Source organism: Desulfoglaeba alkanexedens ALDC, assembly GCF_005377625.1.
Lineage (GTDB): Bacteria > Desulfobacterota > Syntrophobacteria > Syntrophobacterales > DSM-9756 > Desulfoglaeba > Desulfoglaeba alkanexedens.
In genome coordinates this window covers 3,323,548-3,336,795 of sequence record NZ_CP040098.1, presented here as the reverse complement: position 1 = coordinate 3,336,795, position 13,248 = coordinate 3,323,548, and the positions used below count along the sequence as shown (strand labels likewise).

Sequence of the window (13,248 nt, the reverse complement as noted above, 5' to 3'; positions counted from 1 at the left end):
CTCATGCGCTGCAGAAACGGTGGTTGAAAACCCATTGGCCCTCAGTAGACGCGTTCCTTCGGTTCAAAGGTGGGCACGGTGAGCGGCTTCATCCGGACGGGTTTGTAGTCCAACCGGATGGAGCCGTCTTCCTCCATGACGGCCAGGGTGTGCTTGTGCCAGTTCTCGTCGTCGCGCTTGGGAAAGTCGTCCCGGTAGTGGGCGCCGCGGCTTTCGGTTCGCGCCAGAGCCCCTTCGACGATGGCCTTGGAAAAGTCGAGCATATGGCCCAGTTCCAGGGTTTCGATGAGGTCCAGGTTGTAGGCGAGGCTCTTGTCGAAAACCCGGACGGTCTTGAAGCGCTCGCACAGCCTGTCGAGCACGGTCCTCTGGGTGGTAAGGGTTTCTTCGGTCCGGAAGACCCCGCAGTTGAGTTCCATGGTGTCCTTGAGTTCGTCCCAGATGGCGGCCATGCGTTCGCCGTCCGTTGTGTCGAGGAGCTTCCGGACTTCTTGGATGCCTTCCTTTCCTGGGTTTTCCGGAAGCGGGACGTGTTCCGGGAGCGACTCGGCGAATTCCGCCATCTTGGCGCCGCCCACCTTGCCGAAAACCATGATATCGAGGAGCGAATTGGACCCCAGCCGGTTGGCCCCGTGGACCGAAGCGCAGGCCGCTTCGCCGGCGGCGTAAAACCCTCTGACCACTTCTTCCTTCCCGTCCATTCCGCCGAGCACCACTTCGGCGAACCGGTTGGTGGGGATGCCGCCCATGGAATAGTGGGCCGTGGGAACTACCGGGATGGGTTCCTTGGTGCAGTCCACGTAGGCGAAAACGCGAGCCAGTTCCCAGATGCCGGGGAGTCGTTCGTGGATGAGATCGGCTCCCACGTGATCCAGTTTGAGCAGGATGAAATCCCCCTTGGGTCCGCAGCCACGCCCCTGGCGCATTTCTTCGGCCATGGCTCGGGAAACCACGTCACGGGAAGCCAAGTCCCAGACCGTCGGGGCGTAGCGTTTCATGAAGCGTTCGCCGTCCTTGTTCAAAAGGTAGCCGCCTTCGCCCCGCACCCCTTCGGTGATGAGGTTCCCCACTCCGTAGATGCCCGTTGGGTGGAACTGGACGAATTCCAGGTCTTCCGCGGGAAGCCCGGCGCGGAGCGCGAGCGACAGGCCGTCTCCCGTGTTTATGTGGGCGTTGGAATTGGTGCGGTAGACCCGGACGTAGCCGCCGGTCGCAAAAAGGGTCGCCTTGGCGTGGAAGATGTGGAAGCCGCCGTTACACATGTCCCAGGTGAGCACCCCCACCACGTGGCCTTCGTTGGTGAGGAGCTGAAGCGCGAAAAATTCGTTGTAGAAGACCACGCCGCTTTTCACGCACTGCTCGTAGAGGGTGTGGAGCATGGCGTGGCCCGTGCGGTCGGCGGCCGCGCAGGTCCGGCAGATGGCATCCTTTCCAAAGTCCTTCGTATGGCCGCCGAAACGCCGCTGAAAGATCTTGCCGTCGTTCAGTCGGCTGAAGGGCATGCCCATGTGTTCCAGCTCGATCACCACTTCGGGGGCCATGCGGCACATGAATTCGATGGCGTCCTGGTCGCCCAGGTAGTCGCTGCCCTTGATGGTGTCGAACATGTGCCAGACCCAGTCGTCGGGTTCCACGTTGCTCAGTGACGCGGCGACGCCTCCCTGGGCGGCGACCGTGTGGGACCGCGTGGGGAAGACCTGGCTGATCACCGCCGTATTCACGGACCGGGAGGCTTCCAGGGCGGCGCGAAGCCCGGCGCCGCCCGCTCCCACGATCACCGCATCGTGCTTATGAATGGTCACGTTGAGTTCTGCCATGATCCGCTTCACTCCTTTTCGCTACGCTTTGACTTCGAGGGTGAGGATGGTCAGCAGCCCCAGCCCGAAAAAGACAATGGATACGACCCAGAGCGCGCCCACGATGACGGCCCTCAGGTTCGTGGAATGGATATAATCGTCAACGATCATCTTGAAGCCGTTCATGGCGTGATAGACCGCGAAAACGAGAAAGGCCACGTCGATGGCCTTCCATGTGGGAGACACCAGGCGCGCCATCACCTTCTGGTAGGTGACCGGCCCTTCGGTGGCATAATGCAGAACGTAAAAGTGCAGAAATAGTGTAATGAGAAGCGCAACACCGGAAACCCTCTGGAAAAACCAGTCAAACGCTCCGGATCGTCCGGAACCGGCATATTTACCCAACATCGGATCAACCTCCAGCAAATCAACCCTTGGTTCGGCCGACGGCGGCTGTGTCCTCCCCATCGGCATTCATGAGTTCCGCCATAGAGCCGTCTCGGGGGGTGTCAAAGGCCCAGGGCCAGGCGGAGCATGGGGACGGCGCCCACGAGGATCAAAACGGCGGACACCGCGAAAACGGCGTAGACGGCCTTTCGCATGATCTCACGGCGTGCCAGGTTTCCGTAGTCCATGAAGACCACCCGCAGCCCGTTCAACCCATGGTATACGACGGTTCCCAGAAGCCCGATCTCCAGTAGGTGAAACAGAGGCGCTTGCACGATCCCCATCACCTCGTCGAAGGCTTCTTCCCCCTGGGCCAGGTGATGGATCACCCAGATGTGCAGAAACAGATAAAGCCCGAGCAGCACGCCCGTGACCCGGTGAAGGATCCAGGAAAGGTAGCCCGGGTGCATCTTGTATTTGACCTTTGCTTCAAAAACCTTCATGCCGACTCCTCCTCTTTCACTCCCATGTCTTGTGGTGGAAACCGAGGGTGATGTTCCCTCAGCGAGCGTATTTCCTCACACCTTCTTCGTAGAGATCCCCGCCTCGCGTGTCGTTTGCGACGATCACGGGCATATCTCTGACTTCCAGTTTCCGGACGGCTTCGGGGCCCAGTTCGGGGTAGGCGATAACTTCCGCGGAAAGGACACTTCGGGCCATGAGGGCTCCCGCGCCGCCGATGGCGGCGAAATAGACGGCCTTGTAGCGCATCATGGCGTCCTTCACTGCCTGGTTCCGGGCGCCTTTCCCGATCATACCCTTGATGCCGCGGGCGATGAGGGCCGGTGCGTAAGGGTCCATACGGTAGCTGGTGGTCGGGCCAGCCGCGCCGATGGGCCGTCCCGGCTTCGGGGGCGACGGCCCCACGTAGTAGATGACCTGGCCTTCCAGGTAGAAGGGCAGGGGGCTACCGTTTTCGAGCAGTTGGACCAGACGTTTGTGAGCGGCATCCCGGGCCGTATAAAGGACTCCGTTGAGCAGGACCCGGTCTCCGATGGAGAGGGCTTCTACATGGTGGGTCGAAAGCGGGGTGGTCAAGCGGACGGGTTCCTCCATGGGCGCCATCCTTTCTCTAAAGTTCCACTTCCTTGTGCCGGGCGGCGTGGCATTGGATGTTCACGGCGACGGGAAGGCTCGCGATGTGACATGGCATCATGCCGATGTGGACCGCGAAGGAGGTGATGCGCCCCCCCAGCCCCTGCGGGCCGATCCCCAGCCGGTTGACGGCGTCCAACCAGTCGCGTTCCAGTTCCGCGAGCTCCGGGTCCGGGTTGATGCTTCCGACGGGGCGCAGAAGCGCCTTCTTGGCCAGCAAGGCCGCCTGTTCGAAGGTGCCGCCGATGCCCACGCCGACGATGGTGGGCGGACAGGGATTGGGCCCCGATGCCTTGACCCGCTCAACCACGAATGCTTTGACGCCTTCCACGCCCACGGCGGGAGTCAGCATAGTGACGCGGCTCATGTTTTCACTGCCGCTCCCCTTGGGGGCGAAGATCAGCTTGAGGCCGTCTCCGGGCACCACGTCCACGTGCACGACGGCAGGGGTGTTGTCTCCGGTGTTTTCCCGGGTGAAGGGATGGCAGATGCTTTTCCTTAGGTACCCGTCCCGGTAGCCCAGGCGGACGCCTTCGTCAACCGCTTCCCTCAAACCGCCTCCCACGATGTGAACGTCCTGACCCAGTTCCACGAAGACGACCGCGAACCCCGTGTCCTGACACATGGGAATGCCTTCGCTCCGGGCGATCTCGGCGTTTTCGATGAGGCTGGCCAAAATGTCCTTTCCCGTGGGGGATTCTTCGATTTCCATGGCCTTTCGAAACGCCTGGAGCACGTCTTCGCCCAGTTCCGTATTGGCGCGAATAGAGAGGTCTCGAACGGCGGCTACGACCTGGTCCACGTGCACGTCGCGCATGAAAGGCTCCTTGTCACTGACGCTGTTTGTTTTTTAGACTGGAAAAAATCACCTGAAACGGGATCCAAGCGCGAATCGACGATCGGCAGGAACGGGAAAGCGAAGGCGCAGGGTTCCGGCGAAGGGAAACGGATGCTGCTCGGCACAGGCCGCCGCCGTTGACACCCGCCGGCTGGCGCGGAGTTCCAAACGGAAGGGAAGGGCACCGAAAGGCCGTGGAAGCTCAGCAAGGGGATGGAGTCACGGCTTCTTCCCGTTTGGGGCGGGATTTCGCCAAGGATTGGAACAGGGGACTGAACCATTGCGATGCGGTCTCCCTCGTCGGGCGTGTTCCAGAAGGCGCCGGAAAAAGTGACCGAAAGTCGGAACGTTCAACGGCCGTGTTTGAGCGTGGTGTGCCGGGAGAGCCACCCAACACCGACCGCTCTTATACCACGGGCCGGTTTTTGTCAAATGGATTCGAAGACCTAGAAATCGCAGAAAGTCGTCTGAAATCATTGGTAGCGTTCTAAAGTGGAGGCCTTAAGCAAAGAGGTTAACGAAGGTCAAAAAGTCCCCCTCTCCCTTGATGGGAGAGGGTTGGGGTGAGGGTGAGAAAAGTAACGTATGTCAATCAATTACATTCCCCTCCCCTTAATCCCCTCCCACAAGGGGAGGGGAAATAGAATGGGTGCAGATCTTTTGCTTCTTGTTCCCAAGCTCCAGCTTGGGAACACAACTGTGCAGAAGCTCCAGCTTCGGTGAGGCCGTTCCCAAGCCAAAGCTTGGGAACTAGGTGAAAAGTCCCCCTCTCCCTTGATGGGAGAGGGTTGGGGTGAGGGTGAGAAAAGTAACGTATGTCAATCAATTACATTCCCCTCCCCTTAATCCCCTCCCACAAGGGGAGGGGAAATAGAATGGGTGCAGATCTTTTGCTTCTTGTTCCCAAGCTCCAGCTTGGGAACACAACTGTGCAGAAGCTCCAGCTTCGGTGAGGCCGTTCCCAAGCCAAAGCTTGGGAACTAGGTGAAAAGTCCCCCTCTCCCTTGATGGGAGAGGGTTGGGGTGAGGGTGAGAAAGTTAATGTATGTCAATCAATTACATTCCCCTCCCCTTAATCCCCTCCCACAAGGGGAGGGGAAATAGAATTCGGCATCAGATATTAGGTCTATTATTTTCTGCGCTACCAATCCGTTGTCGCCTTCTTTTTGTGGCGCGCCGGTTTCGCGGTTGAAAATGGAGCCGGGTTGGACTAAGGAAAGGCAAACATTTTTGAGATCTTGACGACAACGGAGTCGGCGATGAGCAAGGAACAAGTGAAGGTGGACCAGCCGGTTGATACCAAAGAAGCAACGGATGGGGCACCGGCGAAGGGCGAGGGAGCTCAGGCCGAAGCGCAGGGCCACCGCGGCGCCGGAAAGGGCAAGAAGCGGGAACGGAAGACGTACGAAATCGATATCTTTCGCGCCTGGTGCAAGGCGTGCGGCATCTGCGCGGCCTTCTGTCCTCGTCAGTGCATCGAAATGGACGAGGAAGGCTTACCGGTGGTCACCGCTCCCGAGCGGTGCACGGGCTGCGGGTTCTGCGAAATCCACTGCCCGGATTTCGCCATCAGTGTGGCTCAGAAGCGAGCCAAGCGGACCGAAGAGGACGAAGCGGCCGATGGCTGAGCGCAGGGAGGGAGACGGTGCCGTGAACGACCAAATAAAACTGGGACGCCCGGTGCTCCTCCAGGGCAACGAGGCCATGGTGGAAGGGGCTCTGGCGGCCGGTTGCAGCTTTTTCGCCGGCTATCCCATCACGCCGGCGACCGAAATCAGCGAGGCGATGTCGGTGAAACTCCCGGCCCTAGGGGGCACCTTCATCCAGATGGAAGACGAAATCGCGAGCATGGGCGCGGTCATCGGGGCGTCGCTCGCCGGCGCCAAATCCATGACGGCGACCAGCGGGCCCGGCTTTTCGCTCATGCAGGAAAACCTCGGGTTCGCCTGCGTGGCTGAAGTCCCCTGCGTGGTGGTGAACGTCATGCGCGGCGGCCCCAGCACCGGGCTTCCCACCAACGTGAGCCAGGGCGACGTCATGCAAGCCCGGTGGGGCACCCACGGCGACCATCCCATCATCGTGCTGGCGGTTTCCACGACCCGCGACTGCTTCGACATCACGGTGAAGGCCTTTAACCTGGCTGAAAAGTACCGAACACCGGTGGTGATCCTTTCGGATGAGGTGGTCGCCCACACGCGGGAAAAGATCAGCCTGCCGCATCCGGGCGAAATCGAAGTGATCGACCGTATTCGGCCCAATATGCCGCCGGACTGGTACATTCCTTACGAAGACAACAGCCGGGGCGTTCCGCCCATGGGAATCTTCGGCGACGGTTACCGCTACCACGTTACCGGCCTCATCCACGATGTGCGCGGTTTCCCCACTCAGCGGCGCGATGAAATCGTTCCATTCGTGAACCGGATCTTCCGAAAGATCAACCAGTACTTCTTCGACATCCTCATGGTGAAAGAGGAACTCACCGACGACGCGGACCACCTGGTGGTCGCCTACGGCTCGGTGGCCCGCTCGGCACGGCGCGCCGTGCGCGAAGCGCGCGAAAGGGGCGTCAAGGCGGGCCTGATTCAGCTCATCACCCTCTGGCCGTTTCCGCGGCAGATCATGGAACCGTATCTGCGGCGCGTAAAAGCCGTCCTCGTTCCGGAACTCAACATGGGCCAGGTCTCCCGCGAAGTGAAACGCATCAATCAGGGCATGACGCGAGTGGAAACCCTCAACCGCATCGACGGCACCCTCATCACGCCGGATGAAATCCTTGTCCGGCTCATCAAGATGTGAGCGGCGGCAAGACGGCGAGGAAACCATGGCTGAAATCACCAAGCTCATTCACAAGTACCTGCGCCACGAGAAGAAGTTTCCCCACGTGTGGTGCCCGGGATGCGGCAACGGGATCGTTCTGGGATCCCTCATCCGGGCCATCGACAAGACGGGCCTTACCAAAGACGAGGTGGTCTTGGTGTCGGGCATCGGCTGTTCGGGGCGGCTTCCAGTGTACGTGGACTTCAACACCCTTCACACCACTCACGGCCGGGCTCTCACCTTCGCGACGGGTGTGAAGCTCGCCAATCCCAGCCTCCAGGTCATCGTCATCATGGGCGACGGCGACGCCACGGCCATCGGCGGAAACCACTTCATCCACGCGGCCCGCCGAAACCTGAACCTCACCGCAATCATCCTCAACAACAACATCTACGGGATGACCGGCGGCCAGTATTCACCCACTACCCCGTACGGCGCCCTCGCCACCACGGCCATCTACCGGAACATCGAGCACTCCTTTTCCATCGCGGAACTGGCGGTCACAGCCGGGGCCAGCATGGTGGCGCGCGGAACGGTCTACCATGCAAACATGCTGGACGGGCTCATCGAAAAGGCCATCCGAAAGCGCGGTTTCGCCGTGGTGGAAGTGGTAACCCACTGCCACACCCAGTACGGCCGGCGCAACAACCTGGGAGGCCCCGTGGAGATGCTCCGCTGGCAGAAGGAAACGGCCGTCCGGGTGGAAAAGGCCCAGAAGATGACGCCGGAAGAGCTGGAAGGGAAGTTCACCATCGGCATCCTGGTGGACCGGGATCTGCCCATCTACACCCAGGAATACCAGAAGATCCGCGAAACGGCCAAAGCCCGCATGGCGAAGGCGCGCTGAGGGGCGGGGCTTTCCAAAAGGATCCGAACATGCCGAATCGATACGAAATCCGACTGAGCGGCTCCGGCGGCCAGGGTATCATCATGGCGGGGATCATCCTCGCCGAGGCGGCCGGCGTGCACGACGGGAAATACGTGTGCCAGACTCAGAGCTACGGTCCGGAAGCCCGGGGCGGGGCGAGCAAGGCCGAGGTTGTCATCAGCGACCAGGAAATCGACTATCCCAAGGCCATCAAGCCGGATATACTGCTCGCCATGAACCAGAAGTCCTGTGATGCATATTTCTTCGATCTTAAGCCGGAAGGCATGCTGGTGGTGGATTCCACCTTCGTGAAGCAATTGCCGACCACCAAGGCGATTTCCATCCCTTTTACCCAGATCGCGCGAAGCGAACTGGGGAAAGAGATGGTGGCCAACATCGTGGCGCTGGGAGCCTTGGCCGTGCTCACGCGCGCGGTGTCTTTGAGCAGCATGGAAGCGGCGGTGCTCCAGCGCGTGCCGCCGGACACGGAAGACCTCAACCGCAAGGCGCTGGAAACAGGGATCGAAGCCGCCAAGCATTTCCTGAAGGGAGCGCGTTAGGTCGCAGAAGATGCGGGTTCTTCTTACCAACGACGATGGGATATTTTCCAAGGGGATCGAAGCCCTATACGAAGCCTTGAACGCAGTCCACGAGGTGTTCGTGGTGGCCCCCGAGACGGAACAGAGCGCGGTCGGGCACGCCATCACCTTCCTGGACCCCCTCCGGGTGAAGCCCGTGAAGCGAAACGGCCGGTTTTTCGGCCATGCCTGCAGCGGCACGCCGGCCGACTGCGTGAAGCTGGCCGTGCGTGAACTGGTGAAGCCACTGCCGGATGTGGTGGTTTCGGGCATCAACCTGGGGGCCAACGTGGGGATCAATGTCCTCTATTCGGGGACTGTTTCGGCGGCGACCGAAGGGGCCCTCCTCGGACTTCCTGCGGTGGCGGTTTCCATCGATTCCTTCCAGCCCACCGACTTCCGGGCGGCCGCGGACATCGTGATGCAGGTGGTCGATGCCATCGGAGCGAACGGACTTCCCCCCGGGGTCAGCCTGAACATCAACGTTCCCAACATGCATCCCGAAGGGATTCGCGGCGTGCGGGTGACACACCAGGGAGAACTGCGCCTTCAGGAAAGTTACGACCGGCGGGTGGACCCGCGAAACCGTGAGTATTACTGGCTGACGAGCCAGCTGGTGGGAACCGAGGAAAACCTGGACGCCGACGCCCGAGCCCTGAACGAGGGCTTTATCTCCATCACGCCCATCCAGCACGATCTCACCGCGCACGGGATGCTGGCGGAACTTCGCGCCTGGGGACTGGAACGGGAATACGAACGCCGCTGAAGGCTCGTATGTCCCGGAGATTCCCATTTTTTCCTTGCCCGTTGCACCGCCGGGTGCTATAAACCGGCTCCCGAATGACACATGCGCCCGTAGCTCAGCTGGATAGAGTGCCGGACTACGAATCCGTAGGTCGCAGGTTCGAATCCTGCCGGGCGCGCCAGAAAAACAAAGGGGTTATGGCCCAATGTGCCATAACCCCTTTTTCGCTTACGTGCTCATTACATACCTGTTACATCCTAAATTGGAGACCTTAGCCAAAAAGGTTAACGAACGTCAAAAAAATCACCCTCTCCCTTGATGGGAGAGGGTTGGGGTGAGGGTGAGAAAATTAACGTATGTCAATCAGTTACATTCCCCTCCCCTTAATCACCTCCCACAAGGGGAGGGGAAATCCAGCTTGTTCCCAAGCTCCAGCATCTACCTTACCTTGTTCCCAAGCTCCAGCTTGGGAACACAACTGTGCAGAAGCTCCAGCTTCGATTCCTATGAAGCCGTTCCCAAGCCAGAGCTTGGGAACGAGGGGAAAGAATTGTCTCCACTGGGACTTGCACTTCCCCATAGTACTCATGCCGGAATTCTCTCCCGGTACCGAGGCAAACTGACGGTCACTTGAGTCCATCCACCTTGTTCGCTTTCAAATGTTACATCGCCACCATGAAGTTCGACGATCCTTTTGACGATGCTTAACCCGAGGCCGGAGCCACCGTGCTCAATTGATCGGGATTTTTCAACCCGGTAAAATTGGTCAAACACCCTGGGGATATCCGCGTCGGCAACACCTGGACCTGTATTGGCGATTGTTACCGTCAGTCCGGCAGCAGAGAAGTCGCCCCTCAGCGCAATCTGTCCTCCATCCACGTTATACTTGATGGCATTATCCAAAATATTCGATAGTGCGCGGTGCAGTTTTTGCTCATCTCCCTGGATGACGAGCCCATTGGGAAGGCGAAAGTCCATTTTGATGTTACGGGAATCCGCCAGGAATTTATATTCCCCGACCAAGGATGACAACAACTCGCTTATTTGGACCGGTTTTGGATCGATACTGGACAATGTTTCCAAGGAAGACAGGTTCAGTAGATCCTTGACCAGTCGCTCCATCCGCAACACCTGGTTTTTTAGTCTGAAGAGGTTGTTCCTGATAAGAGGGGGTAGATTCCCGTCGCCATGGGAAACAATTTCATCGACGGCGAGCCGTATGGTGGTGAGGGGCGTTTTCAGTTCATGCGATGTATCAAACAGGAAATTCCTTTGCCTTGCAAAAGAATATTGCAGCCGATCCAACATCTGGTTGATGGTTCTGGCAAGTTCACTGAATTCATCCCGCCCTTCTCCAGGCGGTATTCGCTGCTCAAGGTTATTTTCGCTGATATCCTGAGCCAAGTTTTTCATGTCACCAATCGGCCGCAGAATTCTACCGGCCATAACATGGCTTATAGCGATCAATCCCACTGTGGAAAAAACCAGCCCGGCCAAAATCCCGAAAACCAACTCCCAAATCTCTTCGTTCAGTTCTTCCATGGGCCGTGCGATCTGGACAATGAACGATCGCCCTTCCAATTCGATTGACAGGGTCCTTACCCGAAAGGATGAATTTTTGTTTCCGGACTGGGCCGACTTGATTTCTGCCTCAGAAACAAGGGGGCGTACGATAGCACGAGAACCCGGATTCACCAGAGGCAACTTTACCGATTTTGCCAGATCGGACTGAAAAATTGTTTTGCGGGTACCGCCATCGTAAATTTCAATCCAATACCGACTCATTTCCCGAGATGCAGAATCCAGAAGCATTGAATTTGATTCTTTTTGCGCTTTCACAAGCATGGCCGCTGTTCGATATGCTTCCTCTTTCAGTAGGGTGTCCAGAAGCTCGAAAGGTTGTTCTATCGATTCGTAGAACACGACAACGGAAAATAATAAACTTGATAAAAAACCGGCTCCGACAATGAAGAAGGTGATCCTTGTCTTGACGGTGATCATTCAGTGTCTCCGATGATATATCCTACGCCGCGGATGGTTCGGATAATCTTCCGTTCGCCTGAATCTCCGATCTTTTGACGAAGATTCTTGATATGGACGTCCATGAAATTTGACATGCTGAACGGATCGAAATCGTCTCCCCACACATGTTCGGCCAAGCTGAAACGGGATACGGCCCTGTTTTTGTTGTGCAAAAGAAACTCGAGAATGGAGAACTCTCTTGGAGTCAGCTCGATCGGGTTTCCGCTTTTGGTGACCTTGCGGCTTTTCGTGTCCAACTGTAAATCATGAACCTGTAAGACGGATTCACACTGCCCTCCTGCTCTTCTAAGCAGTGCACGCAGGCGGGCCACCAATTCGTCCAGTGAAAACGGTTTCGCCAGGTAATCGTCCGCGCCGAGATCGAGTCCCTTCACTCTGTCTTCCACATCGCCTTTGGCGGTGAGCATTAGCACGGGCACATCAATCCCTGCCTTTCGCACTTCTTCCAAAACCGTCAGCCCGTCAATTTTCGGCATCATGATGTCGAGGATTATCGCATCGAAAGGGTTATCAAACAGCTTATTCAGCGCCTTCTCTCCATCTGTTGCCGTCTCCACGATGTAGCGCTGGTTTTCGAGAATTTGCCGGATCTGGTCCAGCAACGAAAGATTATCGTCAACGACCAGAATTTTCACAACTTAGAGCCTCCAAAATATCCTTCATCTCAATATTGACGCCTTAGCCCGTTTGCGTGATGTCCTCCTTCATGCTGAACGGGTAATAAGCCAAACACCAGCGCATATGACAATAATGCCAGCCCAGCGGGTAAGGCCGATCCCCTCATTGAAAAACATTTGACCGGCAAAAGCCGTGACGATATAGCCGATAGAAAGAAGCGGATAGGCATAGCTCACCTCAACCCTGGAAAGCACAAGCAGCCAGACCGCCACGCTGACGACATAACACCCCAACCCGATCAATATAAAGTGATTTAACGCCACCGCCAAAAAAATGCGGCCGCAGTTTTGCAAACCGAAGTCAAAATAACCGATTTGACGCATTCCCTGCTTAAGGACCAACTGAGCCGAAGCGTTGAGCAGCACTCCAAGTACAATGAGAGGAAGATATCTGGCCATGATCATCCTTCTCCTCTAACCGCTATTGCCAGTCTTATACACACGAGTAAGACCGACTCACGTCATTCACACATAGTGTATCCCATAGATGATCTCAATTAGATCGGGTGCAGATCTTTTGTTTCTTGTTCCCAAGCTCCAGCTTGGGAACACAACTGTGCAGAAGCTCCAGCTTCGGTGAGGCCGTTCCCAAGCCAGAGCTTGGGAACGAGGAGAAACGGAGCTGATGCGCTTGCTGCTTCAAGGCCATCTGGATCTACCTCAGAGGGTCCACCCTGGATGTCGTTCTAAAAGATCCGCACCCAATTAGATCAGTGAGGTGGCCAACAACATATGACCCGTAGGGCTGCCGATGCCCTTCAAACCTTTTGAGCCAATATCAAAAGCTCCACAGAACATAGCCTTTAGGACCACTCTGATCCTGGAAAACAGGCTGGGGGAGCTGATCCCGCCATCGGGCGATATGTTTCACCCTGGCAATCAGTACAGTCCTGCCCCGATTTTTCTGAATCAAGTCGACCGCAGTTTGCATATCAAGCAATCTGCCGGCCGCATCTTTATGTTTCAACCCGTAATCAAGCTCACCCGTTCCACCCAGTAAGTAAACATCGCTTCGTTTCAGATACCAGCCCACTGCCCTGATTGAATATGCATCGGAAATGACAATATCTTTGCTATCAATACCTCGGGCGTATTGTTCCAAAAAAGGTCCGGGCGACTTCACCTCACTGGTCAAGTCCGGAATGGTAAAGTGAACAACAAAGAATAGAAGAAGCGGCGAGAGACCGAGTAAGAGAGTTTTGTTGACCATTGTCCGGCTCCTGAGAGCCCAAACGAGAAACAGTACAGAGTACGCCAAGCCATTGACGACCATCACGGCTTTCCATGCCTGGCTGTATGGTCGGAACCCGTTGAAACCAAAAAGTTGAACATACAAAAAAGCTA

14 protein-coding genes and 1 tRNA gene are annotated in these 13,248 nt (G+C 57.2%); 6 read left to right on the top strand and 9 right to left on the bottom strand.

Going from position 1 to position 13,248, the window contains the following annotated elements; translation table 11 throughout:
* Positions 1–41 precede the first annotated feature (41 nt).
* From sdhA to FDQ92_RS14945, 5 genes are all read right to left on the bottom strand, one after another.
* Positions 42–1,817, bottom strand: a complete 1,776-nt coding sequence (gene sdhA / locus FDQ92_RS14965; RefSeq protein ID WP_137425634.1) for a succinate dehydrogenase flavoprotein subunit — start codon at positions 1,815–1,817, stop codon at positions 42–44.
* Positions 1,818–1,838: 21 nt separating this feature from the next.
* On the bottom strand, positions 1,839–2,204 hold the full coding sequence (gene sdhD / locus FDQ92_RS14960; protein ID WP_170180402.1) for a succinate dehydrogenase, hydrophobic membrane anchor protein: 366 nt from the start codon (positions 2,202–2,204) through the stop codon (positions 1,839–1,841).
* A gap of 101 nt (positions 2,205–2,305) precedes the next feature.
* Positions 2,306–2,686 (bottom strand): succinate dehydrogenase, cytochrome b556 subunit, encoded by a 381-nt coding sequence (gene sdhC, locus FDQ92_RS14955; protein ID WP_137425632.1) that lies wholly within the window; start codon positions 2,684–2,686, stop codon positions 2,306–2,308.
* A 58-nt stretch (positions 2,687–2,744) separates the two neighbouring features.
* Entirely contained in the window at positions 2,745–3,299 is a 555-nt protein-coding gene (locus tag FDQ92_RS14950; protein ID WP_137425631.1) for a Fe-S-containing hydro-lyase, read from the bottom strand.
* 16 nt (positions 3,300–3,315) lie between these two features.
* Positions 3,316–4,155: a fumarate hydratase gene (locus FDQ92_RS14945; protein WP_137425630.1), complete on the bottom strand. Its 840-nt coding sequence runs from the start codon at positions 4,153–4,155 to the stop codon at positions 3,316–3,318.
* A 1,280-nt stretch (positions 4,156–5,435) separates the two neighbouring features.
* Here FDQ92_RS14945 and FDQ92_RS14940 point away from each other — a divergent pair.
* From FDQ92_RS14940 to FDQ92_RS14915, 6 genes are all read left to right on the top strand, one after another.
* On the top strand, positions 5,436–5,804 hold the full coding sequence (locus tag FDQ92_RS14940) for a 4Fe-4S dicluster domain-containing protein (protein ID WP_137425629.1): 369 nt from the start codon (positions 5,436–5,438) through the stop codon (positions 5,802–5,804).
* A gap of 22 nt (positions 5,805–5,826) precedes the next feature.
* Entirely contained in the window at positions 5,827–6,972 is a 1,146-nt protein-coding gene (locus tag FDQ92_RS14935) for a 2-oxoacid:acceptor oxidoreductase subunit alpha (protein WP_246041753.1), read from the top strand.
* A gap of 25 nt (positions 6,973–6,997) precedes the next feature.
* Positions 6,998–7,840, top strand: coding sequence for a 2-oxoacid:ferredoxin oxidoreductase subunit beta (locus FDQ92_RS14930; RefSeq protein WP_137425627.1), 843 nt, complete (start codon positions 6,998–7,000; stop codon positions 7,838–7,840).
* Between the two features lie 29 nt (positions 7,841–7,869).
* Complete coding sequence (locus tag FDQ92_RS14925) at positions 7,870–8,421, top strand: 2-oxoacid:acceptor oxidoreductase family protein (protein WP_137425626.1); 552 nt, start codon at positions 7,870–7,872, stop codon at positions 8,419–8,421.
* A gap of 10 nt (positions 8,422–8,431) precedes the next feature.
* Positions 8,432–9,205, top strand: a complete 774-nt coding sequence (gene surE / locus FDQ92_RS14920) for a 5'/3'-nucleotidase SurE (protein WP_137425625.1) — start codon at positions 8,432–8,434, stop codon at positions 9,203–9,205.
* 83 nt (positions 9,206–9,288) lie between these two features.
* Positions 9,289–9,365: transfer RNA gene (locus FDQ92_RS14915), tRNA-Arg, on the top strand.
* 404 nt (positions 9,366–9,769) lie between these two features.
* Here FDQ92_RS14915 and FDQ92_RS14910 read toward each other — a convergent pair.
* The 4 genes from FDQ92_RS14910 to FDQ92_RS14895 form a co-directional block, all read right to left on the bottom strand.
* The gene (locus FDQ92_RS14910; RefSeq protein ID WP_211341307.1) at positions 9,770–11,185 is read right to left on the bottom strand and encodes a sensor histidine kinase; all 1,416 of its coding nucleotides are present in this window, start codon (positions 11,183–11,185) and stop codon (positions 9,770–9,772) included.
* Positions 11,182–11,862, bottom strand: coding sequence for a response regulator transcription factor (locus FDQ92_RS14905; protein WP_137425624.1), 681 nt, complete (start codon positions 11,860–11,862; stop codon positions 11,182–11,184). The genes FDQ92_RS14910 and FDQ92_RS14905 overlap by 4 nt, the downstream gene beginning before the upstream one ends.
* 69 nt (positions 11,863–11,931) lie before the next feature.
* A complete protein-coding gene (locus tag FDQ92_RS14900) occupies positions 11,932–12,303 on the bottom strand; it encodes an EamA family transporter (protein ID WP_137425623.1) in 372 nt (123 codons plus the stop codon).
* A 379-nt stretch (positions 12,304–12,682) separates the two neighbouring features.
* Complete coding sequence (locus FDQ92_RS14895; protein ID WP_137425622.1) at positions 12,683–13,114, bottom strand: glycosyltransferase family protein; 432 nt, start codon at positions 13,112–13,114, stop codon at positions 12,683–12,685.
* Between the last annotated feature and the right edge of the window lie 134 nt (positions 13,115–13,248).